Annotated in this window: 27 protein-coding genes; 14 read left to right on the forward strand and 13 right to left on the reverse strand. The window is 38.3% G+C overall.

Translation table 11 applies throughout. The annotated features are described in order from the left end of the window. Positions 1–24 precede the first annotated feature (24 nt). From HLV59_RS03655 to sdsA, 3 genes are all read right to left on the reverse strand, one after another. Positions 25–651: a phosphatase PAP2 family protein gene (locus tag HLV59_RS03655; RefSeq protein ID WP_061874892.1), complete on the reverse strand. Its 627-nt coding sequence runs from the start codon at positions 649–651 to the stop codon at positions 25–27. A gap of 183 nt (positions 652–834) precedes the next feature. Then, positions 835–2,895, reverse strand: a complete 2,061-nt coding sequence (locus HLV59_RS03660) for a site-specific recombinase (protein ID WP_171429360.1) — start codon at positions 2,893–2,895, stop codon at positions 835–837. 14 nt (positions 2,896–2,909) lie between these two features. Continuing rightward, on the reverse strand, positions 2,910–3,887 hold the full coding sequence (gene sdsA, locus HLV59_RS03665) for an All-trans-nonaprenyl-diphosphate synthase (RefSeq protein WP_016143332.1): 978 nt from the start codon (positions 3,885–3,887) through the stop codon (positions 2,910–2,912). 441 nt (positions 3,888–4,328) lie between these two features. On the opposite strand from sdsA, the gene rplU reads away from it, so the two are divergent. From rplU to HLV59_RS03700, 7 genes are all read left to right on the forward strand, one after another. Continuing rightward, positions 4,329–4,640, forward strand: a complete 312-nt coding sequence (gene rplU / locus HLV59_RS03670) for a 50S ribosomal protein L21 (RefSeq protein ID WP_000271409.1) — start codon at positions 4,329–4,331, stop codon at positions 4,638–4,640. An 18-nt stretch (positions 4,641–4,658) separates the two neighbouring features. Then, the gene (gene rpmA, locus HLV59_RS03675) at positions 4,659–4,916 is read left to right on the forward strand and encodes a 50S ribosomal protein L27 (RefSeq protein ID WP_002116037.1); all 258 of its coding nucleotides are present in this window, start codon (positions 4,659–4,661) and stop codon (positions 4,914–4,916) included. Between the two features lie 239 nt (positions 4,917–5,155). Next, complete coding sequence (lolA, locus tag HLV59_RS03680; protein ID WP_016143331.1) at positions 5,156–5,851, forward strand: outer membrane lipoprotein chaperone LolA; 696 nt, start codon at positions 5,156–5,158, stop codon at positions 5,849–5,851. Positions 5,852–5,968: 117 nt separating this feature from the next. Further along, complete coding sequence (locus HLV59_RS03685; protein ID WP_031949155.1) at positions 5,969–6,769, forward strand: RsiV family protein; 801 nt, start codon at positions 5,969–5,971, stop codon at positions 6,767–6,769. Between the two features lie 118 nt (positions 6,770–6,887). Next, positions 6,888–8,159: a serine--tRNA ligase gene (gene serS / locus HLV59_RS03690; protein ID WP_081172896.1), complete on the forward strand. Its 1,272-nt coding sequence runs from the start codon at positions 6,888–6,890 to the stop codon at positions 8,157–8,159. Positions 8,160–8,226: 67 nt separating this feature from the next. Next, on the forward strand, positions 8,227–9,600 hold the full coding sequence (gene cysG, locus HLV59_RS03695) for a siroheme synthase CysG (protein WP_016143328.1): 1,374 nt from the start codon (positions 8,227–8,229) through the stop codon (positions 9,598–9,600). A gap of 43 nt (positions 9,601–9,643) precedes the next feature. Beyond that, entirely contained in the window at positions 9,644–10,117 is a 474-nt protein-coding gene (locus HLV59_RS03700) for a tRNA (cytidine(34)-2'-O)-methyltransferase (protein ID WP_171429361.1), read from the forward strand. A gap of 59 nt (positions 10,118–10,176) precedes the next feature. On the opposite strand, the gene HLV59_RS03705 is transcribed toward HLV59_RS03700, so the two are convergent. After that, on the reverse strand, positions 10,177–11,706 hold the full coding sequence (locus HLV59_RS03705) for a PT dipeptide repeat lipoprotein (protein ID WP_171429362.1): 1,530 nt from the start codon (positions 11,704–11,706) through the stop codon (positions 10,177–10,179). Between the two features lie 101 nt (positions 11,707–11,807). Between HLV59_RS03705 and HLV59_RS03710 the strand changes: the two genes are divergently transcribed. The 3 genes from HLV59_RS03710 (at position 11,808) to HLV59_RS03720 (ending at position 14,542) form a co-directional block, all read left to right on the forward strand. Continuing rightward, on the forward strand, positions 11,808–12,998 hold the full coding sequence (locus HLV59_RS03710; protein ID WP_171429363.1) for a cupin-like domain-containing protein: 1,191 nt from the start codon (positions 11,808–11,810) through the stop codon (positions 12,996–12,998). Positions 12,999–13,083: 85 nt separating this feature from the next. Further along, positions 13,084–13,893, forward strand: a complete 810-nt coding sequence (locus HLV59_RS03715; protein ID WP_016143325.1) for a DUF6502 family protein — start codon at positions 13,084–13,086, stop codon at positions 13,891–13,893. Between the two features lie 16 nt (positions 13,894–13,909). After that, on the forward strand, positions 13,910–14,542 hold the full coding sequence (locus HLV59_RS03720) for a hypothetical protein (RefSeq protein WP_171430574.1): 633 nt from the start codon (positions 13,910–13,912) through the stop codon (positions 14,540–14,542). Between the two features lie 71 nt (positions 14,543–14,613). Here the strand turns inward: HLV59_RS03720 and HLV59_RS03725 are convergent, their stop codons facing one another. Beyond that, positions 14,614–14,994 carry a winged helix-turn-helix transcriptional regulator gene (locus tag HLV59_RS03725; protein ID WP_171429364.1) on the reverse strand — a complete coding sequence of 127 codons (381 nt, stop codon included), beginning with the start codon at positions 14,992–14,994 and terminating at the stop codon, positions 14,614–14,616. Positions 14,995–15,111: 117 nt separating this feature from the next. On the opposite strand from HLV59_RS03725, the gene HLV59_RS03730 reads away from it, so the two are divergent. Beyond that, a complete protein-coding gene (locus HLV59_RS03730; protein ID WP_171429365.1) occupies positions 15,112–15,672 on the forward strand; it encodes a flavodoxin family protein in 561 nt (186 codons plus the stop codon). Positions 15,673–15,719: 47 nt separating this feature from the next. Here HLV59_RS03730 and HLV59_RS03735 read toward each other — a convergent pair whose 3' ends face one another. The 6 genes from HLV59_RS03735 to rpoD all read right to left on the reverse strand — a co-directional run bounded on the left by HLV59_RS03735 (position 15,720) and on the right by rpoD (position 22,300). Next, a complete protein-coding gene (locus HLV59_RS03735) occupies positions 15,720–17,123 on the reverse strand; it encodes an APC family permease (protein WP_016143321.1) in 1,404 nt (467 codons plus the stop codon). Between the two features lie 251 nt (positions 17,124–17,374). Beyond that, complete coding sequence (locus tag HLV59_RS03740; protein WP_171429366.1) at positions 17,375–18,559, reverse strand: iron-containing alcohol dehydrogenase; 1,185 nt, start codon at positions 18,557–18,559, stop codon at positions 17,375–17,377. Between the two features lies 1 nt (position 18,560). Beyond that, positions 18,561–19,094: a hypothetical protein gene (locus tag HLV59_RS03745; protein ID WP_005072911.1), complete on the reverse strand. Its 534-nt coding sequence runs from the start codon at positions 19,092–19,094 to the stop codon at positions 18,561–18,563. Between the two features lie 81 nt (positions 19,095–19,175). After that, positions 19,176–19,829, reverse strand: a complete 654-nt coding sequence (lipB, locus tag HLV59_RS03750; protein ID WP_016143319.1) for a lipoyl(octanoyl) transferase LipB — start codon at positions 19,827–19,829, stop codon at positions 19,176–19,178. Positions 19,830–20,031: 202 nt separating this feature from the next. Continuing rightward, complete coding sequence (locus tag HLV59_RS03755) at positions 20,032–20,319, reverse strand: YbeD family protein (protein WP_002116017.1); 288 nt, start codon at positions 20,317–20,319, stop codon at positions 20,032–20,034. Between the two features lie 97 nt (positions 20,320–20,416). Further along, positions 20,417–22,300, reverse strand: a complete 1,884-nt coding sequence (gene rpoD, locus HLV59_RS03760) for an RNA polymerase sigma factor RpoD (RefSeq protein WP_171429367.1) — start codon at positions 22,298–22,300, stop codon at positions 20,417–20,419. A gap of 358 nt (positions 22,301–22,658) precedes the next feature. On the opposite strand from rpoD, the gene HLV59_RS03765 reads away from it, so the two are divergent. Further along, the gene (locus HLV59_RS03765) at positions 22,659–22,865 is read left to right on the forward strand and encodes a PA3496 family putative envelope integrity protein (protein WP_002116495.1); all 207 of its coding nucleotides are present in this window, start codon (positions 22,659–22,661) and stop codon (positions 22,863–22,865) included. Positions 22,866–22,939: 74 nt separating this feature from the next. Beyond that, the gene (locus tag HLV59_RS03770) at positions 22,940–23,464 is read left to right on the forward strand and encodes a YecA/YgfB family protein (protein ID WP_002116105.1); all 525 of its coding nucleotides are present in this window, start codon (positions 22,940–22,942) and stop codon (positions 23,462–23,464) included. 124 nt (positions 23,465–23,588) lie between these two features. Here HLV59_RS03770 and trhO read toward each other — a convergent pair whose 3' ends face one another. Further along, entirely contained in the window at positions 23,589–24,521 is a 933-nt protein-coding gene (trhO, locus tag HLV59_RS03775; RefSeq protein WP_171429368.1) for an oxygen-dependent tRNA uridine(34) hydroxylase TrhO, read from the reverse strand. 111 nt (positions 24,522–24,632) lie between these two features. Here trhO and HLV59_RS03780 point away from each other — a divergent pair, with 111 nt between their 5' ends. Further along, the gene (locus tag HLV59_RS03780; RefSeq protein WP_005064555.1) at positions 24,633–25,118 is read left to right on the forward strand and encodes a DUF1289 domain-containing protein; all 486 of its coding nucleotides are present in this window, start codon (positions 24,633–24,635) and stop codon (positions 25,116–25,118) included. Between the two features lie 74 nt (positions 25,119–25,192). Here HLV59_RS03780 and gltA read toward each other — a convergent pair whose 3' ends face one another. Further along, positions 25,193–26,467, reverse strand: a complete 1,275-nt coding sequence (gene gltA / locus HLV59_RS03785; protein WP_002116327.1) for a citrate synthase — start codon at positions 26,465–26,467, stop codon at positions 25,193–25,195. Positions 26,468–26,569: the final 102 nt, after the last annotated feature.

Below are 26,569 nucleotides of genomic sequence, written 5' to 3' on the forward strand. Positions count from 1 at the left end.
TGTTCCACCTCGTTTAGATAAAATCTAAAAATATATTTGTTTTCTACTTAACCTACTTTGTGTTTGTAATAACCAGAGCCAAAGCAGTGCAATCCAAATAAAACCTATGCCCCAACCGGCGAGTACATCTGTTGGAAAATGAACTCCAGCATATATTCTTGAAAGCCCCATGCAGATAAACCAAAAACAGGAGATCAAAATGATATAAGGAGAGTTAATGTTGGGTTTATGACATAACATTAAGATTGCCATACAAGCTAGTGTTGATGCATAAACACTATGTGCACTTGGGAACGATGCACCATAACTTTCGACAATATGATATGCCAGTGGAGGTCTTGGGCGGTCAACACACCACTTGAGCAGCCAACCCGTGATGATACTGCCAAGAACACCCACGCTAATGAAAATAACAGTAATATATTTTTTATACCATGCTTGATATAGACATACCAGAAAGGATAAAAAACATACAAAAGGCATACCACCTATACGCGCTAAAAAGATCGTAATAGAGTTAAGATAATCTGATCGATTTTCACTCAATATTTGAACGGTGAGAAGATCCAAAGATTGAAGTCTTGGTACAAAAAGACCAAGAACACCTAATCCTAAAAAAATACAACCAATAAAAAGCAATATATAGGGCATGTATATACCTTTGCTTGTTCAAGCAGTGTCCACTACTGAAAGCCGTTAAAAGTGTACTTGCCAGTACACTTTTTTTCAAGCCTGATAGATCATCGTAAATTCATTTTGAAAATTTTTTAACATTTGGAAAAACAATCACAACAAAATTGACGAAACTCACATTCTGTGTACAAAGCAAAACTTTTAGTGCTCTGTTTTTTTTCCATGGTTTGTTGACGTATTTTCTTCAAGTTCTAATGGTTGTTTTGGTGGCCAAAAAAAATCGCTTGGACGAGTTAAAAAATGGGTCATAACCAATTTGGCTAAAGGTTTCCATTGTTCAAAGCGGACTCGACGTGCTCGTAATGCCACAATAATCGTTAAGGTGAAACTCACGAATAAGTTAGTAAGACCGATGCATAGCACCCCTAGAAAGGACACGATAATCAGGCCAATATCTGGGCTGCCATTAATTGTCATCAAACCTTGAATAAAGTTAGCTGATGCAAAGGCAATATGGCGGATATCTAAAGGTAAGCCTAAAATAAAACCTATGGTCCCCATACTTCCTAACATGATCCCGAATAGGAAGTTACCCGCTAAGGCGCCTAAATTACGTTCAATATATTCAGCAAAACGGTTAAGGCGATCTTGCCCAAACCAGCTAGCTAAGCGACGATGCGCTCTTAGGCGTGGACCAACTTTTCGGTAAACAGCCATGTTGTCAAAGTATCCAGCAATGAGACCTGACAAAAACAGACATACTCCAGCAATTGCCGCATGTGGAACTGCTAGTGAAGTAAAGGGGTTTAGACTGTGTAGAAGATAAGTTGCTTTAGTATGGGTTAATAACGGTTCATCAAGGTAAAACTGCCAAGCAAAAGTAATGAGTGCTGCAGTAGGAATCGCAATCGAAATATTGCCCAAAATAGCAATAAATTGCGTTCGGATAATATTAATAATAAGCGCTGCTAACTCCGCAATTTGAGCTGTTTTAGAACCTTTACGTTGCTGTACTGTTGCAGCGAGGGCCGCAGCAGTCATAGCGGGTTGCTTGGTTGCAACTGTAAAATGTAGAACATGAATCAGAATGAAACCTAGAGAATAATTCATACTGAAAGTAAAGGCTTGCATAAGCGGAGCCATTGTCATTCTTGCAGCAAGAATTTTTAAAGATGCCATAAAGGCAATAATGACACCTGCACCAGCGGCAGCTTTATACATTCCCCAAAAGCCTTTGGTATCGGTACTTACATAATGTTCACCTGTACGGCTGGCATTCTCTGTTACCTGAAATGCAATAAGTTCACTTGTTGTGCTGAGCAAAGATCGAACGCTTTTTTCGCTGTAATGTGCCTTGGTTAAATCAGAAATAAGATGTCCTAAAGAGACATATTTTCCTTTAGTGTTATCTACGACTAGATAAAGTAATAACTCAATTCGATCAAGACATTGCTCAAGTAATGACAGTAAGTAAGTCAAACTTAAGCTGACACCAATTCTTTTGGTCGCACGGCGAATCTTTAAAACTACATCCCGACATTGTTCTAACATCACGAATGCTTGTGATGCATCGGGAGGGGCAATTACCGCAATTTCATGATCAGAAAGCTCTTGTTTCTTATATTTTTCTATGAACTCAATAATTTCACGGTTCTGAACTAGAAAAGGGGATTCATATTCCGTTAATTCTGGTTGAGCATTAATAAATTCGGGATAAAGCCCAATTCCACTAATTCGATAAGATAAGACAGTGATGGCTTTAATCATTTCACTTTGAATGACTAACTTCTCATCGACATTACTTTGGCTTTGCCCAATAAGACTAAATAAATTTGCCCAATCTTCATCAGCAATATTATTGAGCCAGATTTTGTCACTTTCTAAATAGAAAATTTTTCCAATTAATATTTTGAGTTGGCTTGAGTCTTCAATTAGCGGTAAAAAATGTGCTCCTAATCTTTGCCCAAGCTGATTCCAAAAACCATCTAAAGACAGAATCCCACTGTCTGCATATAAGCTGACTTGTTTATAGTGGTTAATTAAACGTAGTAAAAAAGTTTGTAGTAAGAAGGGCGCTGTAGGTGTGCGCAAAAGACTTTCAATAAAAGCCTGTATTTTTTTCTTAATTTCATCCGTATCTTGTGGATCGGAAGGGCGGACGACATTGACGAGTTCAATCAGTAGATTTTCATCAATGACAGCTTGAGGATCCTCAAGCTGCTTCTCTATTTTTAAAAAATGATCTGAAAAATTTATATGCATAGGCAAAATAATATCTATTGTATTCGATGTAACGCAAGCTGAGTTAAGTTAATCAAAGCCTGACGATATGGTGTATCTGGTAGGTTTGATAAAGCTTGCAGTGCTGCTTCTGTTTCTTCTTGGGCACGTTGGTGGCAATAATCTAAAGCACCAGACTTTTGTACAATTTCGATAACCTGAGGTAGTTGGTCTACTCCACCAGTTGCGATACTGCGACGAATAATCGCATGCTCTTCACCTGTTGAGTGTGCTAATGCAGAAATTAACGGTAAAGTTGGTTTACCTTCCATTAAATCATCACCAATATTTTTACCTAATGTTTCAGCATCTGATGTGTAGTCTAAAATATCATCAATGATTTGGAATGCATTACCAAAATGACCGGCAAACAATCTTAATGGTTCACGATATGCTTCTTGTCCAGCCAAAATAGCGGCACCTTCTGTAGCCAGCTCAAATAGGCGAGACGTTTTACCATGAATAATTTTTAAATAAGTTTCTTCAGTTGTATCTGGTTGATGCTGCGATTGAAGTTGTAATACTTCACCTTCAGCAATTTCACATGTACCTGTTGAAAAGTCTTTCAATAAAGTCATGTTGTTTAAATCGACCAGTAAATCGAAAGCACGAGCAATCAGGAAGTCGCCAACTAAAACGGCTGTCTGATTATTCCATGTTGCATTTGCTGTAGGGCGACCACGACGAAGCCCGGATTCATCTACCACATCATCATGGACGAGTGTCGCGGTATGCAGCATTTCAATGATTGCAGCTAAACGCTGTGCGTTTGCCATGTTATCTAAACCACAAGCACGGGCTGCGAGTAAACACATGATTGGACGCATACGCTTTCCGCCAGCTTCAACAACATGTTTGCTGACAGACATGACTAAACCGACTTTTGAGCTAATTCCTTCATTAATCAAGTGATCCATCGCAGCAAAGTCTGAGGCAACAGGCGCAAGAATGTCTTGCTTGAAATCGATGACCATATGAAGAAAAACCCCGTATTGGTAGATAAGTGGCGTTAGTGTATCAATTAAAGGTGTGTTGCACAGGTTAACAAGTGGCTGATATTAATCATTTCTATTGTCTTTAAGCGTTCTTTGTTCTTTATTTAAGCAAAACATGATGTTTCCGGCAAAACAATAAATTTAATGACATCAGCATTAATACAACTTGTTCTTGACGCAATTTGTGTCTGGAACTGTATTTTAATTTTCATTCAGAATCAATGAAAACTGCTAAATTCCAGTCCAAGCTGTTTGATTTTGTAAGAATAGCGGATGATGCTTTACTGATATATAGAAAATACTTGTCGTTTGATCAAATTTCACTTAAAATCTGTCGCCTTGTATAACCCCAGTGGCGATCGTTTTAAGATCGATATATCCCTTTATCGACACGACGACACGGGCTGATTGGAGTACATTATGTACGCAGTAATCCAAAGCGGTGGTAAACAGCACCGTGTAGTTGAGGGCGAAACCCTTAAAGTTGAATTATTGAAAGCTGAATCTGGTGCGACTATTACATTTGATGATGTATTAATGGTTGTAAACGGTGACAACATTCAAATCGGTGCTCCAGTTGTAGCTGGCGCTAAAGTAACTGCAGAAGTGATTGGTCATGGTCGTCACGACAAAATCCGCATTATCAAAATGCGTCGTCGTAAACACTACCGTAAACAACAAGGTCACCGTCAATGGTTCACTGAGTTGAAAATTACTGGTATTTCAGGCTAATCACGAGGAGTAAGAGACATGGCAACTAAAAAAGCCGGTGGATCGACGAAGAACGGTCGTGATTCAAACCCAAAAATGTTAGGTGTTAAAGTTTACGGCGGTCAAGCTGTAACTGCTGGTAACATCATCGTTCGTCAACGTGGTACAGAGTTCCACGCTGGTGCAAATGTTGGTATGGGCCGTGACCATACTTTATTTGCTACTGCTGACGGCGTAGTAAAATTCGAAGTGAAAGGTCAATTTGGCCGTCGCTACGTAAAAGTTGAAACTGTATAAGTTTTAGCTCGAAAAAAGCCCACATTTTGTGGGCTTTTTTTATGGTATTTATTTTTATTCATCTTCATCATGATGAATGAAATTCTACAAACAACATGAATAACATAACAAAATATCTTATTTTCTCAATGATTAGCACAGAGTTTGTCGGTTAATATGAGTCTTGAATTAAGAGCTTACCAAGTTTCATAACTTTGAAAGAGGGTAAGTTGTCTTACAGCAACTAAAAAGGTGATGACATGAATATGCTTCGTAAAACTATGTGTGCTATTACACTTAGCGCGTCAGTGCTTGCTCCTGTAATGAGTACTACAGTGTTTGCTGCGCCTGTAGCAGCACCGGAGCAACAGGCAATTGGGAACCTGGTTAATCAGTTATCAGGTTTACAGCGTTTGACTGCCGACTTTGAACAAACAACTAAAGCAAATGCAAAAACTGTGGCACAGAAGAAGAGTTTAAGTGCACAGCATATGAACCAGACATTTAAAGGCTCAATGAAAGTTGAGCGTCCGGGGAAATTTTATTGGGAAACAGTAAGTCCTGCTAAACAAACGATTGTAACAAGCGGAAAAACAGTTTGGATCTATGACCCAGATTTACAACAAGCAGTCCGTCAAAGCTTAGATGATCAGGTTGCAGATACACCAGCATTATTACTTTCTGGTAATACTAACCAAATCATGAAGTCTTATCGTGTAACACAACCCGATAAATCTAAACTTTATTTCACACTATTCCCTAAAAAAGAAGATGGTGCTTTCCAAAGCTTAACCATTAGTTTCGGTGCAAATAAAGCGCCTACACTGATGGTGTTACAAGATTCACTAGGTCAAACCACCTATGTGCGCTTCAAAAACGTGAAAGTAAATGCTTCAATTCCAGCATCTGTCTTTAACTTTACGCCACCAAAAGGCACAGATGTTATTGACCAATAAGTAAAGCCTCTTCAAAAAAAAGCTACCGTAAAAGGTAGCTTTTTTATATAAGAGAGACAGATACATTTTTTAACCCCGTCTTATTCCTACGCTTTGTATAGTGTTAGAGGTAAATTCATGGGGATTATTATGCGACTTTACGATAAGAAAATTATTTGTATTCTTCCATTAATGGCTGCAATGGCAATTGTGACTGGTTGCCAACCAAAGTCTGCGGCTAAAGAGGAGCAGGCCACTTCAACTGCAAAAGTTAAAGAGACTAAAGAGGCTGGTGTTCCTGTAATTCAAGCAAAAGTAATCCCAGTAAAATTACCAAAATCAAAAGTTTGCTTAGAAGATGGTTGTACTGAGTATGACTTCCAAACAGTACAGACCAATCAAAAATGGATTAATGATTACTTTACCAATCGTATAAAGAAAGCAGATCCGAATGCTTTTGCAAATTTAGCTGATCAACCAGTTGAAGTACCTGAAGGTGAACCAAGTTCAAGTCAAAGTGCAATTTATGTTCGCTATTTAGGGCAAAACTATAATCTTGCTACCTTTGCATTACAGACGTATTCATACTCAGCTGGTGCTGCACACGGCATGTCTCATCAAGAATTCGTAAATTTTGACTTATTAAATAAAAAGCACATTACTGTTGCTGAACTTATTCAGCCAGATGTTGAAAAACAGTTGGTTGATGCTCTTTTTGAAGCAAATACAAATTGGCTTCAAGAGCACAATATCAGCCGTGAAAAACTGCAATTAAGTGATAATTTTTACTATGGTGCTAATGGTATTGTTTTTGTCTATCCGATCTATGAATTAGCTTCTTATGCAGAAGGAATGTCTGAGTTAACGCTGCCATATTTTGAAGCGAGTAAATTCATTAAACCTGAGTATTTGCCAAGTGTGCCAAACTATAACTTGTAAAATAGGTGGTCTATTCTAACAATTGTGTGAAAGCTATTCGTTATGAAGATGATCACTATATTTTTTAGTGTGAAGGCCTTACACTATAGCCAGTTTTTTACCCATATTATGATTGATTATGATCGACCCTAAGTTACTCAGAAATAATATTGAAGCTGTTAATGCGGCTTTGGCAAAACGTGGTGTTCAATTAGATGTTCAAGAATGGGCTTCTTTAGAAACTCGCCGTAAAGACTTGCAATCAAAAACTGAAAAATTGCAGGCAGAACGTAATGCCGGTGCAAAACAAGTGGGTCAGATTAAAAAATCCGGTGGTGATGCTTCTGAAATCATGGCGCGTATGCAAGCCATTGGGGACGAAATCAAAGCTGCTGAAGTTGCTTTGTCAGAGTTACAAAATGAGATTGAACAAAAAGCGCTGAGTATTCCTAACTTACCAGATGAATCTGTTCCTGCTGGTAAGGATGAAGATGATAACGTTGAAATCTCAAAATGGGGTACGCCTCGTCAGTTTGATTTTGAAATCAAAGATCATACTGATTTAGGTGAGTGGATGGGCGGTTTAGAGTTTGAAACTGCTACTAAATTGACTGGTTCACGTTTTAGCGTATTAAAAGGTTCTTTAGCGCGCCTACAACGTGCATTAACGCAGTTTATGCTTGATACCCATACTTTAAAAAATGGCTATACAGAAGCTTATGTGCCTTATTTAGTCAATGCTGATTCACTGCGCGGTACTGGTCAGTTACCAAAATTTGAAGAAGATTTATTCAAACTTCAAGGCGAAAAAGAATATTACCTCATCCCTACAGCAGAAGTTCCTGTTACTAACTTTGTTCGTGATGAGATTATTGATGCCGAACGTTTACCTTTAAAATATGCAGCGCACACGCCATGTTTCCGTAGTGAAGCAGGCTCTTATGGCCGCGATACGCGTGGTTTAATTCGTCAGCATCAATTTGATAAAGTTGAGATGGTGCAAATCGTTAAACCTGAAACATCAATGCAGGCACTTGAAGAGCTTACTGCACATGCTGAGGGCATTTTGCAGGCACTCGGTTTGCCATACCGTAAAATTTTGCTCTGTGGTGGGGATATGGGCTTCGGTGCGACTAAAACTTACGATTTAGAAGTTTGGGTTCCAAGTCAAAATACATATCGTGAAATCTCAAGCTGCTCTAATATGGGTGATTTTCAGGCACGCCGCATGAAAGCACGCTACAGAATGGATCAAAAGAAGACCGAATTGGTGCACACACTAAATGGTTCAGGTTTGGCTGTAGGCCGTACTTTGCTTGCTGTAATGGAAAATTACCAACGTGAAGACGGTTCTATCGAGATTCCAGAAGTATTACGCCCATATATGGGTGGTGCAACTTTTATTGACTAAGCTTTGCATCTAAATTGTGCACGGTTTTTGCTTAACCTAAATCAGATGATTAATGTAGAGGTTTAAGGTGGATATTTTTCCAATCTCTTTAAAGTTGCAACAGCAACATTGTCTGATTGTGGGTGGTGGGCATATTGCGCTGCGCAAAGCAAACCTTTTAGCCAAAGCAGGAGCAGTAATCGATATTATTGCTCCTGCAATTGAAGAGCAGCTTTTACAGTTAGTCAAAACGACAGGTGGGGAGTATTTTGCCGAGTCCTTTGCCGAAAAAATATTAAATACACCATATCGATTAGTTATTGCTGCAACTAATGATGCACAAGTGAATAAAGCTGTTTTTGAACAATGTGAAGCGCGTAATTTACTGGTAAATAGTGTCGATGATATTCCACACTGCCGCTTTATGGTTCCAGCTATTATTGACCGTTCTCCATTGATTATCTCTGTTGCGTCAAATGGTGCATCGCCAGTTTTATCAAGACAACTTCGTACTCAAATAGAAACGATTGTTCCGCACGGCATGGGGAAACTTGCTGAGTTTTCTGGTCAATGGCGTAAGCAGGTAAAAGAAAGAATTCCCAATCCAGATGAGCGTCGGATTTTTTGGGAAAACTTATATGCTAGCCCATTAAAAGAACAAGTTTTTAATGACAATTTAGAAGTTGCAAATGATTTGATTCAGCAAGCCTTAACGGAATGGACTGCACCTAAAGGTGAAGTTTATTTGGTAGGGGCAGGACCCGGTGATCCAGAGTTACTGACACTAAAAGCATTACGTCTTATGCAGCAAGCAGATGTGGTGATTTATGATCGTCTTGTTTCTGCGCCCATTTTAGAACTTTGCCGCCGTGATGCGACTAAAATTTATGTGGGTAAAGCTCGTTCAAATCACTCTGTTCCCCAAGATGGCATCAATGCTTTATTGGTGGAGTATGCTCAAAAAGGAAAGCGTGTTTGTCGTCTAAAAGGTGGTGATCCATTTATCTTTGGGCGTGGTGGTGAGGAGATTCAAGAGCTAGTTGAGGCGAATGTCACTTTCCAAGTTGTACCGGGTATAACTGCAGCATCAGGCTGTTCAGCTTATGCAGGTATTCCTTTAACACATCGTGATTATGCGCAAAGTGTTCGTTTCTTGACTGGACATTTAAAGGAGGGTTCACCTGAACTCCCTTGGAATGAACTGGTTTATGAAAATCAAACTTTGGTTTTATATATGGGGCTAGTTGGCTTGGAGCGTATTTGTGAGCAACTTATTGCTCATGGTCAACGTGCTGATATGCCAGTGGCTTTAATCTCTAAAGGAACCACACCAGAACAGAAAGTTGTTGTTGGAACATTAGCTGATATTGCAACTAAAGTGTCTGAACATCATATCGTAGCACCAACTTTAACCATTATTGGTGAAGTGGTGAGTTTACGTGAACAGTTAAAATGGCAGTAAGTTCATCTGAGTTTATTGCTGGTTATTTAAGTCGAGAAAATTTGTGATTCATGTTGTCCTCTACGAGCCTGAAATTCCTGCCAATACAGGCAATATCATTCGTTTATGTGCTAATACGGGCGCACAGTTGCACTTAGTCAAACCTCTAGGTTTTGAATTAGATGATAAGAAGCTCAAACGAGCAGGTCTTGATTATCATGAATGGGCTCGTATGCAAATTTGGGACAACATAGAGCTTTGCCTTGCAGATTTAAAAGCTAAAGGTGTCGAGCATGTTTTTCCACTCACCACTAAAGGCTCAGCGACTCCGCATACAGTTGATTTGAATCGACCAGTAGCTTTACTGATGGGACCAGAAACACGAGGCTTGCCTGAGCATGTTCGCTTAATGTTTCCAGAAGAACAGTGGATTCGTTTGCCAATGGCTGAAAACTCAAGAAGTTTAAATTTATCTAATGCAACGGCCGTGATTGTTTATGAAGCATGGCGTCAGCAGGGTTTTAAAAACTTAGGATAAGTTTATAGCTTTTAAAACAAATAAGGCCACAGTTGTGGCCTTATTTGTTTTTAGATGTCTTATTTAGGGAAAACAACACCACTTGCTAAGTCATAATTTGTTGGGGAGTTGGTATAGACCGATCCAAGTCGAACTGCAAAGAACCAGCCTAATTTACCCTGATCTTGAATCCGATTTTCAAAGATATATGGCTCATCTGTTTCGGATGCAGCATCTTCAATAAATACTTTGTATTCAATAGGTCCTGTATTTTCACTATCACGCTCAAATAAGTAACCATCAATATTAAAGAAGCCTAGATTATTGTTTGCATCAACTAGTCTGTAACCTTCGGCTGCCTGCTCTTTAAGAAGTTTTTCAAGCTTAATTGCATCATCCTTGTTAAACGGAATATGTTGTGGAACTTCAAAATAACGATAAGCATAAGTCCCGTTATGTGTGCTGCTATTTACACAAGTAGGTACATAGAAAGTTCCATTCGTTGTGCCATTATTGGTGAACTCTGAGTTAGCGTAAATTAGTTTACAACCCTGTGCACCAAGTTCATTGAAGGCATTTAAAATGCTTGTGCGAGAAGTGTTGGTTAAGAAGCGATTAGAATAAGAATATGTTGCTGGTTTCTTATCATTTTTCACAAATAAATATTTGTCTGTATCAGATGTAACCTCGCCAAATGAAAGCTTATATATATAACCTAAGCTACCTTGTTTATTTAACTCATTCACCCATAGTAAATAACGGTTTGCCACTGAATTCGTTTTAACATCCACAGTTTTGTAGGTGTATGTGTCAGTGGATTTATTATTTTTGACATATAAATTTTTATACAGCGCAAAACTGCCGTCAGGATTATCTAAACTTACAGATGGCGTGAGAAGGGCATAGCCTTGACGTCCTTGGTCATTCAGTTGATTTAATACATCTGCCCAAGATTCTTTATTGTCTCCTAATCTATAACTTGCTGTTGCCAATACTTGTGTTGGCTTTTGCATACTTGCTGGTGGTGTGGTTTTTGTGAAGCACGTATTTGTGAGATCAAAGTTTGCTTGCTGGAGATAGTTATGTATTGCATTTGGCTCATCTGTAGGAACTAGACAGAATTGGTTTGCATTTTTAAAACCCAGAATGGCTGGCTGTTTCTGAGTTAGCTTTCCTGCTACTACAAGCTGCCAATCTACTTTGTTGTAGCTTGATGTTTGTACGGTCTGTGGCGCTCCCATATTTGAAACAAGACTAAAATCTTCAGCTTGGCGGTAACTTGCCACAATGTTACCTGTACAGTTTGATTCATTTTCATAGCGTACAGTTTCACTGGCAAATCGAACGCTGTTATCTGAAACCTTGATGACGTTCATTTTTAGAGCAGAGCCGTTAATACAACCTCCTTTGCCTGCTAACCAACTTCCAACGAAGCGGTCCGCTACACTTGTTGGTGTTGGTGTTGGTGTTGGTGTTGGTGTTGGTGTTGGTGTTGGTGTTGGTGTTGGTGTTGGTGTTGGTGTCGGTGTCGAATCATTATCATCAGACCCACAACCACTTAAAGCTATAAAAATCAAAGCAATGCTGCTTCCTTTTACTATATTATTCATCACATGAACCCTTTTTTTATTAAAAATGTGAAAATTTAACATTTTTAAAATAGATCAATTATAATGCAGTTGTAAAGATCAAATTTGAAAAAAGGTTCAACATGGCAGCTTATAATCAAATTGAAATATTCGAACAAAGCAAAAAATGGTTTGATCAGTTGCCATTTGAATGGAAAAACTGGCTTGAAGAAAACTTAGAAAAAGGATGCGGAATTGAACAATTGGTTGAGGTATTAAAAGCGAATGGATTTGGTCCAAAACTTAAAGTAAATGATTTGAATCTTCAGACTCTATCTGATCACGATCAAGAATGGATAATTGAACAAGTTCTAAATGAGGTAACGTCTGCGGAAATTATAAAAAAATTAATAGAGAAGGGGCATGATGGCTTAGAAGTAAAAGAATATTTAAATAATTTAGAAAATAATCAGTTATATAAAATTTTAAAGAAAAAGCATCATCAACTTAAAAAGCGTGAATGGTTAATAGAAACTGTAGATGAGTTGGCACAGCTAAACTCTGACTATAGTAAAAAAGTTCCTTCAATTACTGCTCCAGGTTTTTCTGATTTTATGAAGGATTACTATAGTCAACATCGGCCTGTAATTTTAAAAAAAGGAATAGAACATTGGTCAGCTTTACGTAAATGGTCTCCAGAATATTTTTCTTCTAAATTTGGCCATCATTCAATTGAAGTTCAGATGAATAGAAATTTAGATGAGCAGTTTGAAAGACATTCTCCATCACTAAAGCAAAAAATGAAGATGGCAGAGTTTGTCTCAAAAGTTATGTCAGTTGATGCGAGCAATAATTTTTATATGACTGCAAATAATGCATCTAATAGTCATCAGATGCTTCAAGAATTATTTTTAGATATTGGTGATTTTGGAGATGGTTACTGTAATTTGGCTTTAAAAAATGAACGTAGTTTTCTATGGTTTGGACCTAAAGGAACTTTTACACCCTTACATCATGATTTAACAAATAATATGTTAGTTCAAATTTATGGGAGCAAAAAAGTAACTTTAATTCCTGCCTTACAAGTTCCCCATCTGTATAACGATCATTGGGTATTTAGTGAGTTGAGTAATACAAATAAAATTGATTTTGAAAAATATCCTTTAGCAAAATTAATTACTCCTGTTGAATGTATTTTGAATGCTGGGGATGCTCTATTCATCCCGATTGGTTGGTGGCATAGCGTAGAAAGTTTAGATGTCTCAATAAGTATTTCTTTTACCCATTTTAATGCACCAAATCATTATGTTGATCGGTTTCCAAAAGAGGTCTAAGAATGAAAATTGCATCTTAAACCGTTCAGTGTGACAATTGCTCGGCCCATACTGTTTTTCAAATATGAAGGAAAATTGTTACCCTATGACCACACTCCAAACGAACAATGCAGAACTTAATCAAAAGCAGGTATTAATGTTAATGGAATACCTGACACAGTGGTTAATTCGTTCGGGAGTTGGATATAACGACTTTGTGACTGCTTTAAAACCAGTTTTCTATCAACAGGCTTTAACTGAGCTAGAGCGTATAGAGCAAAAGCCAACTGATTCAGCAGTTAGTTTACTTTCAGGTTTACATCGCAAAGACGTCAATGCATTTAAAAAGGCGATGCAGGCTGGGCAGCCTTTAACAGAGGCAAAAGTAGCAGAGCCAGTAAGTGTGCCTGCTAGGGTGATTGGTTTGTGGCTTGCAGAGGGTTTGGCAGAAAAAATTCCATTTGTAAGTAATGATCAGATTAGCTTTGAAAATTTAGTAAAGAAAGTTTCAACTGAAAAACATCCGCGATCTATTTTGAACGAACTCGAACGCCTTAATATTGTCAAAGAAGAAGATGGCCTTGTGATGTTACAGCAGCGTAGTTTTATGCCTGATGTGGAGCAATTCGAAGTTCGAAAATTATTAACAAGTAATTTAGAAGCACATTTAGCTGCCGGAGTTCATAATTTATTTGAACCAGAAAAAGAACCCTATTTAGAACAAGCAATTTTTGCTGATGAACTAACAGATGAATCAATCACTTTACTCAAAGAAGCAAGTTTGCGCTTATGGGAAGATTTATCACTACAAGTACTCAAGTTAGCCATTGAACGTTGTGCACTAGATGAAGGAAAAAAGGGTGCAACTAAAACTTTCCGTTTCGGAGCTTATCAATATGACGAAAACAACTTATAAAAAATTAATAATATCCATGAGCTTGATTTTAATAGGCGGTCTTTTGACCGCCTGCGGAGAGGATTTATTTGCAGGCGGCGCCAGTTTAGGAGGGTCGGGATATCCGACTAAACCTGGTAAACCGGGTGATTATGAGACACCAGCTGATGGAGAGAAAGGTGACTCAAAAGATAATGAAATCTGGTTACCTGCTCCTGTTGAAGATGATTGTTATGGCCTACAGCGTAAATTACAGTTTCTTAATAATGTAACGCGTGAACCCATAGAAAAAGAAACAGTTTTTAAATATGCGCAGCAGTTAACTCTAAACGGCACAATTGCTTTGCAAATTACTCAAACTAATAAGGGATTAGAGAAAATACAAGAAAAGCAACCTGCGTGTTATGTACCTTTACAACTCTATTTACTTGGAAATACAAAGCGTTCTTATCCAGAAAATGAGTGTAAAGAGACTCAAACCTACGAGTACCAGCCTAATGAAACCAAAACTTTTATTGTCAATTATCCTGCATTTGAAATCATGAATGGTACTTGGAAATATGGTTTAGAAAGTAGCTATTTGAAAAATGGTCAGGAGTTAAAACAATGCGAACCTTTAACTATTCAATTTAAAATAAGTGCGTCACCTGAACCGATTAAAATTAATTAAGTTGAGCCATCTTTAAGTTAAGAACACAGCCTAATCGATAAAGTTCATTGAAATTTTAGAGGAACTCTAAGTTAAGCCTGTTCTAGTACTTTTTCATCATAAGTCATTTGGGCTGCTAAAACCTGTTCAATATTGGTTTCAGCCCATTCCTTTAATTGGAATGCCATTGCAGCTACATTTTGCCCTAAAGAAGTCAGTGAGTAATCAACACGAATAGGAGAAGTATTCTGGATTTTACGTTCGATAAAACCATCTCTTTCCAACAATTTTAATTTTTGAGATAGCACTTTCGGCGAAATTCCTTGAATATTCTTTTTGAGTAAATTGAAATGCTGAGTTTCCTCTTCAAGCACATTTAAAATCAATAAAACCCACTTATCTGCAATTTTTTCAAAAAATAAACGAGCAGGGCAATGTTGTTGAAAAACATTATATTTTAGACACTCATTCATAGTATTTACCTGCTAATTTCTTAAAAAATTACCCTAGTTACCAACTAGTAACTAATTGACACCTAGTTTCTAAAATATATCATAAAGTGGAATTTAATAAAACAAAGGTTTTCTCCCATGTCTAACTCTAATATCGCGGTTGTATATTTCTCTGGTTATGGCCATACCAAGGTAGTGGCTGAAACGTTTGCAAATGAAATTAATGCGCAGCTCATCCAAATTGATCAAGAGGGGAATATTACTGATCAAGATTGGCAGACATTAAATGATGCGAAGGGGATTGTCTTTGGTACTCCGACTTATATGGGCACAGCACCATGGCAGTTTAAAAAGTTTGCTGATGCAACTTCAAAAGTATGGTTTACACGTGGTTGGCAAGATAAAGTATTTGCAGGTTTCACAAACAGCGCGAGCTTAAATGGTGATAAGCAAGTAACTCTCATCCAATTACAAACTTTAGCATCGCAGCATGGTGGAATTTGGGTAAGTCTTGGTTTATTACCTGCGAATACAAAAGACGCAACACGTGAAGATGTGAATAACTTAGGTGGTTCAGTTGGGCTTTTAGTTCAATCGCCTTCTGATGCAAGTGTAGAGGAAGTTCCTACTGGTGACCTTGAAACAGCGAAGCTTTATGCTCAACGTGTGCAAAGTATTGTCAATAAAATTTTTGGTTAATCTGACCTATAAAAAAAAGGCGCTTAAAGCGCCTTTTTTACAATGGGTTACTCATGTTCATTATGTTGTGGTGCCTGATATTTAAATCCTTTGGTTTTATAACCTAGATATAAAATACCGAACATTGCCCACCACAAACCATATTTTAAGGCCGTCTCTTCAATCTCAAGCCATAAGGCGAAGATACTAAAGAAACCAAGAAGTGGAATAATGACGAAGTTAAAAATATCTTTGAAATTCTTCGTGCGGCCATCACGTAAAGCATAACGTGAAATCACGGATAAATTAACAAATGTGAATGCCGTTAATGCCCCAAAGCTAATCATTGAAATGACAATATCTAAGCTCATGAAGCCTGCTGCTAGTGCTACAACACCTACAATAAGAATATTGTATGAAGGCGTATAATTTTTTGGACTAACATGACCAAAGATTTTTTTATTGATTACACCATCACGTCCCATCGCATACATCAAGCGTGATACACCTGCATGAGCTGAAATACCAGATGCCATGACAGTAATGATTGCAAAAGCAAGAACATATGACTGAAATAATGAACCACCTACTAGTAATAAAATGTCTGGCTGTGTTGCTGCAACATCTTCAAAGTAGTTTTTAGGGTCATTAGGGAAGTAAATTTGCATGAAGTAAGTACTGATGACAAAGATTACTCCAGCGATAAGTGCTGTTAAGAAAATCGCTTTAGGTAATGTTTTTTCAGTATCTTTTGTTTCTTCTGCTAAAGAACTTAAAGAGTCGAACCCGGTAAACGAGAAGCAAAGTAATGTTGCACCAGTGACCAATGCTCCTACGGATGTCAACTCATTCCAGAAAGGCTCTAAGCTCCATAACTGATAACGGGTTGCTTCTGTAATTGGACCTTCTGCATTATAGCCCATTTGTAATTTGCTATAGACCAGATAAGTAAATATACCGATCACGAGTAACTGTACAAATACAATGAGGCTATTAAAATTAGCAACAAAACGTGCACCGCGTAAGTTAATACCAGTCATGAACGCTGTTAATACAATCACCCATACCCAATGATTGACTGTAGGGAATAATGCATCAAGATAAATACCAGCCAAAATAATATTGACCATTGGTGAAAGCAAATAATCTAACCAAGATGACCAACCGACCATAAATCCAACATTGGGATGGATGGATTTTTGTGCATAAGTATAAGCTGAACCTGAAGACGGATAGCGCTTAATCATATGTCCGTAACTAATTGATGTTAGCAAAATTGCAATTAATGCAAAAATATACGAAGTCGGAACATGGTAATGACTTTCTTCGGAAACTAGACCGAATGTGTCAAATAATGTCATTGGCTGAATATAGGCTAAACCAATAATAATAATATGCCAAAGACCTAACGTTTTTTGTAGTTTAACTACAGACGGAGTCCCAGAGATAGTTGTCAACGGCGTTATCCTCATAATCGTTGATCAAGGATCAGCTTGGTGTTAAGGATCGTTTGAGACGAACGATCCCCCCTACAGAAAAAGATAAAGTGCGCCAATCTATCCTAAATTGATGCAAATTGTCAGTACTTTCATCGATTTTTTAGCAAATTTTTTGCCATATTTACAAATAAAATGATGAATACAGATTCACATCTATAAAAAAAATCCTGATTTTATATAAAAATCAGGATTTTATGAGAATTTTTTTAATTTAACTTATGGTATTACCATGCCTTTTGTAAGATATCTCGGATATCTTTTAGGCTTGCTTCTTTAGGATTGTAAATAATTGAGCCATCATTTAGTGCTTTCTCTGCAACTTCATCGAGCTGTGCTTCAGTTACTTTGCCTGTTTCGTGTAAAGTGCGTGGTAACTTAGTTAAAGTAAATAGACGATCACGCATTGCTAAAATCGTAGCAATCGCTCTGTCTGCACGTTGGGTTGCTGGAGTTTGGGCATAGATATCAGCACCGGCTAAGGGCAATAGTAACTCACCAATTTTCTGGCCATTTACTTGCTTATTGTATTCAAGTACATAGGGCAAGAATAAATTCATGCATAAACCGTGAGGCAGGTGAGCCACAGCACCTAAAGCATGACCTAAAGAGTGTACAAGGCCTACCATTGAGTTAGAAAATGCAATTCCCGCCATTGTAGAGGCTTGTGCTAGTTCTAAACGACCTTGTGAGTCATTTGGATTTTCTAAGACATTAAATAAGTTCTCGCTGATTTTTTTAATGCCAGCACTTGCATAAGCATCACTAAGTGGATTAGCAGCCATACATGTATAAGCTTCAACACAATGTGTTAATGCATCCATACCTGTCATTGCCGTTAAATGAGGAGGCAATGTAAGCGTCATACGTGGATCTAGAATCGCTGCATGTGGCATTAGGTAATAAGAAGCGAACGCTAACTTAACATTCTTTTGCGTATCTGAAACCACGGCAACCATAGTCACTTCAGATCCCGTACCTGATGTAGTCGGGATTACGAAAAATGGTTTTAATGGTTTTGGTAGATTGTGTGCACCAGAATATTGAAGTAAGTCATCTCCACCTTCAGACACTAAAATGTTAGTTGCTTTAGAAGTATCGATAACTGAACCACCACCTACGGCAATAATCGCATCACATTTGTTTGTACGATAAGCTTCTGCTGCAAGACGAACAACTTCTAAACTTGAGTCTGGTGGGACATCATCGAAAACATGACCAATGACAGCATCAGTCGTGCTGAATGCAGCTTCAATCGGGTTGAGTAAGCCATTTGCGCGCACACCTTTATCTGTAATGATGAGCGGGCGTTTCGCGCCTAAAGTCGCAAGTTCAAACGGAATATGTTCTAACGCAGCATTACCAGCAATGACTTTTACAGGACAAAAGAATTCGTAATATGGTTTAGCCATGTTATGCGCTCCGCTTGAAATAGGATTTAGCTACTTTTAAATAAATATTTGCAGCTTCGTTGAATTTTTCTTTTAGGGTTAGTTCGGTTGGGTATTCTTTGACTGCAAGAGACGCAACCAATTTAGGTAAAATAAGAGATTCCATTTTATTTAGACAGCGTACTAAGCGAATGGCAGCAGATACATCACCATCAGCAATCATTCGGTCATTAGCAAATGCTTGGGCAGTACTTTCTTGAAAAGAAAATACTAAAAAGGCATGAGTTACATGTTTGAATGTAATAGTTAAGTCTGGCTTTCTTTCAGCTCTTTTGAGTAGCTCTAACTGTTTGTCTTCTGTGACTCGAGCAAAAAATGCTGGTCCATTTGGGAAAACATTCATTGAAAGTACAAAGTGAACAGGAAATTTAGATACTTCCTCTTGTATTTCAGTGTCCACTTGACTCGCCATGACTAAGCCACGACCAACAACATCCATCATGAGCTTAACGTAGGCAAGTTGCAGAGTAGGCTTTACAGCTTTTGTCGAAATCACTCGCGTATCCCTTGTTAAAATTATGCAAAAGCAAATTTAGAGTAATTACTCTAATCCATTTTTATTTCATCGCAAAGCGATTTATTCGGTTTTGACTTCTGGGTCATTAAAGTACCCCGTGTTCTTAATATACTCAATAAAGTCTTGGCAAAGTTGAGTGAATGATGGATAAGGAGTCACCAAATCTTGTATACGCACCATTTCTAAACCTGCGTAGCCACAAGGATTGATTGTCTGGAACCCGTCTAGGGCACAGTCCAGATTTAGCGCTAACCCATGGTAGCTACGGCCACGACGGATTTTAAAACCTAAGGAACCAATCTTACGGCCATCTACATATACTCCCGGTGCATCAGGCTTAGCATACGCTTCAATTCCATATTTTTTTAAAACATCTATCATGAATTGTTCAGCAAAACTGACTAACGTTCGTACGTTCCATTTTAGACGATTAAGATCAAACATAAAGTAAGCCACAAGTTGACCAGGTCCATGCCAAGTTACTTGCCCTCCACGATCAGTTTGTACTACAGGAATATCTGATGAAATGAGGATATGTTCAGGTTTGCCAGCTTGACCTTGAGTTAAAACATTATGATGCTGAAGTAACCATAACTCATCGGGCGTATTTTGATCTCGCTCATTTGTTAAGAGTTTCATGGTTTCAAATTTGCTTTGATAATCTTGTAAATCGTTCCATTGCCGAATGATTAAGTTAGGTTTATCAAGGCTCATCACAATATCTTCCTGTAGGTTAGTTTATGCGGCGTCCAGTGAATATCTACTAGATAAAGCCGAAAACCTTGTAATTTTAAAGGATTTTATAAAAGGAATTCTAAATATTTGTAAGGTTTTTCGTGGTGTGGCGGTTTTAAAATTTCCAAAAAAATACCACAGTAAGAATGCCTGACTGTGGTATTTATTGAAGAACTTAAAATTAAAGCGCAGTTCTAATCTGCGGACAAGCAGCCAAGTCAGCATAAAGTGCATGAACTTGTTCCAATTCTTCAAAGCGCAATTGTGCTGTTAAAGAATGATACTTGCCAGTGCGAGATTCTTGAACTTTTAATGTTGAGTGATCGAAGTCTGGGAAATGTTTCACTAAGATATCGACTACAGCAACACGTAATTCTTCACCCGCATCGCCAATAAGTTTAATTGGATAATCCATCGGAAATACCCAAAGATGTTCTTGTAGTTCGCGAGATGGAGTGCGGTCTAACATAAGTTACCTCATGATTTGAAACGCCTGCATTAGCGCAGGCGTTTATAGCTCTTTCTATTAAATGGGGCTTGGTTTTGAAATTTCAAGCTTTCAAAACTTAGTCATTTTCCAAGAAAGAACGTAAGTGTTCAGAACGAGAAGGGTGGCGTAATTTACGCAATGCTTTCGCTTCAATCTGACGGATACGTTCACGTGTTACGTCAAATTGTTTACCAACTTCTTCAAGTGTGTGATCGGTTGGCATATCAATACCAAAACGCATCTTCAATACTTTCGCTTCACGTTCAGTTAAGTTTTCCAATACTTCACGAGTTGCTTCTTTTAAGCCTTCTGAAGTCGCAGCATCAATTGGAGAAGTGATGTTTTGATCTTCAATGAAATCGCCAAGATGCGAATCTTCATCATCACCAATGGGTGTTTCCATTGAAATTGGTTCTTTAGCAATTTTAAGTACTTTACGAACCTTAACTTCATCCATTTCTAAACGTTCACCTAATTCTTCAGGTGTTGGTTCACGGCCCATTTCTTGTAACAATTGACGAGATACACGGTTGATCTTGTTAATCGTTTCAATCATGTGCACTGGAATACGAATCGTACGAGCCTGATCGGCAATCGAACGGGTAATCGCCTGACGAATCCACCAAGTTGCATAGGTCGAGAATTTATAACCACGACGGTATTCAAACTTGTCTACAGCTTTCATCAAACCAATGTTCCCTTCTTGAATCAAGTCAAGGAACTGTAAACCACGGTTAGTATATTTCTTCGCAATCGAAATTACCAAACGGAGGTTGGCTTCTACCATTTCTTTCTTGGCACGACGTGCTTTCGCTTCGCCAATCGCCATACGTTTAGAGATATCTTTAATTTCAGCAACGCTTAAACTAAGCTCTTTCTCAATATCTGCAATCTTTTGTTGGAATGCTAAAACATCTGGACGAACTTTTTCTAAATGCGCCTTGATTTCAGCAGGGGCTTTAGCAATTTGTTCATCTAACCAAGCTGGATTAGATTCTTGTTTAGGGAAAGATGTACGGAATTGAGTACGATCCATACGGCCACGACGTACTGCATAACGCATGATTTCACGTTCATTGGCACGAATTTGCTCATGTGTACCACGGATCATTTCAGAGATGATGTCAAATAAACGTGGTGTAAATTTAAACATCATAAACACAGTAGCTAAAGCTTCTAAAGCTTCTTCTGCCTCTGGGCTGTTACGACCATGTTTTTCAACAACAGCTTTTGTTTTAGCCCAAGCAGCTTCAAGCTCGGTGAAACGAACTTTTGCAACTTCTGGGTCTGGACCTGAATCACCTTCAGAGTCGTCATCACCTTCAGACTCTTCTTCTTCATCGTCATCATCAAGCTTAACTTCTTTCGTTGCTTTTGAAGATGACTCGTCTTCCTCAAGCTCTTCAACTTCTTCTAAAACTTCTGGAATATCTTCATCAGTTTCAGGATCGAGGTAGCCAGATAAAATATCGGCAAGACGGCGTTCGCCAGTTAAGAAATCATTATATTCTTTTAATACAACTTCAACAGCATTTGGCCAGTAAGCAATTGAATTAAGGACATCACGGATACCTTCTTCAATACGCTTGGCAATGCTGATTTCACCTTCACGGGTTAACAGCTCAACTGTACCCATTTCACGCATGTACATACGTACAGGGTCTGTCGTACGTCCAGGCTCATTTTCAACCGATGCAAGTACGGCAGCAGCTTCTTCTTCAGCAACCTCATCAGTTGCGTCAGCCGACTCACCGAACATGGTATCGTCAGATTCAGGTGCACGCTCGTGTACAGGAATACCAACGTCTTGAAGCATTTGAATAATGTCTTCAATCTGTTCGCTTTCAGTAATCGAGTCCGGCAGATGATCGTTAACCTCAGCGTAAGTTAAGTAACCTTGTTCTTTGCCTCGGCTAATCAGAGCCGCTACTTGAGAAGTAGGGGAATGCATATCGCTCATCTTTGCTTACTCTTTGTTGAATCTGTGGCAGTGAAAAACCGTGCATGATAGCACAATTTGCTTGAAATGTTTTGGCTTTGATCAGCAACCGTTAAATAAAAAATATCTTTGAATTCACGTCTGTTTTTTGAATATTGGGCTAAAATCATTTTTTTCAAGGTTAAATCATCGAAAAGATCATAGAATTTTTTTCTGATCAAAAAAATAGTTCAGGTTTATAAATACACAATTTTTTGGGCGAAAAAAAGTACAAATATGCAGTTTAATGAAAAAAATATAAATAAAACTTGACACGTTTAAATAACCAAGATAAATAGCGGCTAGACCCATTCACATTTTTTCATTAGAGGTAGTTTTAGTGTCTTCTACAGATTTTGAATTAGATGATAACTACGGTGATGATGATGATGTCGGTTTTGATGAGTCATCAGGCAAAATCACTGCGAAAGAATCATTAGAAAAACGTAGATTAATTGATGATCTATTGGCTCAACGCCGTTTGGAGCGTGAGTTAAAAGATTTTGATTACGATTTAGACGATGATGATCTTGATGATGAAGACTAATCAAATCTGAATAGGGCATCGTCAGCTTAGATGCTATGCTATCGTAGATTTCTTTTTTATAGTCAGGTAACACAATGAGTGCGTTAGATTTAGACCAATTAAGTGAATATCTAGATGGAGACCACAATGAGTATGGTCTAGATTTCGCTGCAACTCATGGTTTTCTGTGTGCAATTGCAGTAGGCCCTCAGTTTGATCGTTGGTTAGATGAATTATTTGATAATAACCATAAAAAAGTTCCTGCCGAAATTATTCAGCAGATCAAAGCGTGGTTAGAGTCAATTCGACAAGACTTAGCAAATGAAAATGGAATTGAATTTCCGTTTGAAATTGAAGAAGCCGATGTTGAGTCTAGCTTAGGTGACTGGAGTGTTGGATTTGTTGATGCAATGTTCTTAAATGAAGATGCATGGTTTGCACCTGAATATGAAGAACAATTAATTGATTTAACTTTACCAATGATGGTATTTAGTGGAATTGATGAAGAAGATCCACAGATGGAATCTTTCCGTCGTAATGGACAGTTAATGGATGAACTGGCAGAAGAAATCCCAGATAATTTGAATGAATTATATTTGATGTACCATACTCCAAATTAATTTATTAGAAGAAATAATAAATAACGTCCTTTCTAGGGCGTTTTTTATTACGAAAAATTTAGTGATATAAAATAAAAAAGGGCAGTTAGAATTCTAAATGCCCTTTAAAAACTATATTATAGTTTTATAGGCGTTTACGTTTTGCAGCAGCAATTTGTGACTGTCGCATACGGAAACCAGCTTTTTGCTTTTCTGTGGTCTTGTCGATGCAATAAACGCAAGAAACACCGTGTTCATAACTAGGTAGAGCCGACTCTTCAGGAGTTAAAGGCCAACCACAAGCATGACATTTAATGTTAACGCCTTCTTCGACGCCATGAGTTACAGCAGTACGTCCGTCAAATACGAAACATTCGCCTTCCCATAAGCTTTCATCAGCAGGGGTTTCTTCTAGGTACTTAAGAATACCGCCTTTAAGGTGGTAAACCTCTTTAAATCCTTCTTGAAGAAGTAAAGACGTTGATTTTTCACAGCGAATACCACCAGTACAGAACATCGCAATTTTTTTATCTTTATGTTGCTCTAATTCTTTCTTAACGTATTCTGGGAATTCACGGAATGTTTCTGTTTTAGGGTCAATCGCGCCCTTAAATGTACCCGCTTTATATTCGTAATCATTACGTGTGTCGATTAAAATTACATCATCACGAGCAATTAAATCATTCCACTCTTTAGGATCAAGGTAGTGACCCACTAAGTCGCGAGGTTTAACTTCAACGCCTAAAGTTACAATTTCTTCTTTAAGCTTAATTTTCATTTTGCGGAAAGGCTTGTCAGAACTATGGGATTCTTTGTATTCCATAGAGACGAAGCCTTCATTGAGCAAAAATTGATGTAACGTATCAATTGCTACGCGATCGCCAGCAACAGTACCATTAATTCCTTCACCTGCTACAATCAGAGTTCCGCAAAGATTAATTGTTTTCACTAAGTCTAATAAGCGTTGTTGAAGATCGGCAGGATCTTGAACTTCTTTAAATTGATATAGTGCGGCAACAACCCAACCTGCGGTCGCTTGCTGTTCTACAGGTGCAAGCTGTTCTACAGTAGCGTTCATGGAAAACTCCAAATGTATTAAGATAGAAATTTAAGGCGCATATTTTAGCGCGAAAATTTGTAATAAGCGAGAAAACCATAAAAAGTATATGGTTTATTTAAGGAGTTTGTTTTGAGTAATGATCATCGAACGCTCTCTCTCACCCCATGTGCAGGGCGTTGTTCAACAGTTTTTGGTGATCAGGTTTGTCGTGGTTGTCGTCGTTTTAATCACGAGGTGATTCAATGGAATACTTATACGGCAGAGCAGCGTTTGGCTGTATGGAAGCGTTTAGACGATCAGTTGAATCAAATCTTAGTACCGATGCTGCCTCATGCGGACTTACAGCATGTTGAGGGCTTCATTTTAAGTAAGCGTGTTCGGTTAATGGAAGGGGCGAGCCAAGGCCGTAAGCTTTATCACGCTTTAAAGATATGTGAAAAGAATAAACATCTAGCACACGAGAGTGGTTTGGGTATTTCGGAGTCTCAAGTCAAAACCATATGGGTTGAGTTCGAAAGACGTGTTTTGGCTTTGGCTAAAGCGAGCTATGAGTTGGCTTGGTTGCGAGCAGATGGAATTAGCCATCACTTGTTAACTATGTATGAAGAAGAATAAGTCTAGAGTAGAAAAGACGTAAATAAAAAAGCTGCCAGAAGGCAGCTTTTTTTTCATTAATTTTCTTTCGAATATTAACGTTTGATGTCGCGTTGAGTTTCACCAGTATAAAGCTGACGAGGACGACCGATTTTGTAAGGGCCGCTGTGCATTTCTAACCAGTGGCTGATCCAACCAACTGTACGAGCAAGAGCGAAGATTACAGTAAACATTTCTGTTGGGATACCAATCGCTTTAAGGATGATACCTGAGTAGAAGTCTACGTTAGGGTAAAGTTTACGCTCAACGAAGTACGGGTCGTTCAATGCGATACGCTCAAGTTCCATAGCAAGTGCTAATTGAGGATCGTTGATACCTAATGCTTCAAGAACTTCGTCACAAGTTTGCTTCATCACTTTAGCACGTGGATCGAAGTTTTTGTAAACGCGGTGACCGAAGCCCATAAGTTTAACTTCTTTGCGTTTAACTTTTTCCATGAACTCTGCAACGTTTTCAACGCTACCGATTTCATCAAGCATCTTAAGAACTGCTTCGTTTGCACCACCGTGAGCAGGTCCCCAAAGTGCAGAGATACCAGCAGAGATACATGCATACGGGTTTGCACCAGTAGAACCAGCAAGACGTACTGTAGATGTAGAAGCATTTTGCTCATGGTCAGCATGAAGCGTGAAAATACGATCCATTGCGCGAGCAAGAACAGGATTAACTTTGTAATCACGGTCAGCAGGAGTAGCAAACATCATGTGCAAGAAGTTTTCCGCATAACTTAAATCGTTACGTGGATAGATGAATGGTTGACCTACTGTATATTTGTAACTCCAAGCAGCAAGTGTTGGAATTTTTGCAATTAAGCGAATTGCAGTGATTTCACGGTGGTTGATGTCTTCAATATCTAGGTTGTTGTGATAGAACGCAGATAATGCACCTACAACACCGACCATGATCGCCATTGGGTGAGCATCACGACGGAAACCATTGAAGAAACGGCTAACTTGATCGTGAACCATAGTGTGAGCACGTACTTTCGTATCAAACTCAACTTTTTGTTCAGCAGTTGGAAGCTCACCATTTAATAATAAATAACAAGTTTCAAGATAGTCTGCTTGAGTTGCTAACTGATCAATTGGGTAGCCGCGGTGTAATAAAATACCTTTGTCACCATCAATAAAAGTAATTTTAGATTCGCATGCGGCTGTCGCCATAAAACCAGGATCGAAAGTAAAATGACCTTCTTTCAGTATGCTGCTGACATCAATTACATCTGGACCTAAAGTGCCACTGTAGATTGGTAATCCAATTTCTTTGCCATCAAGATGTAATACGGCTTTTTTGCCATTTGCTTCAGACATTCAATAGATCTCCTGTCCTGGTGAATGTTGATCTGACTCGAAATCCTAATGTTCTCATGTGCGAATCAGACGGTGTCAAAATTTGCTATAAGATTAGTGAGT

Origin of the sequence: Acinetobacter lactucae (genome assembly GCF_013122135.1) — a bacterium.
GTDB classification, from domain to species: Bacteria; Pseudomonadota; Gammaproteobacteria; order Pseudomonadales; family Moraxellaceae; genus Acinetobacter; species Acinetobacter lactucae.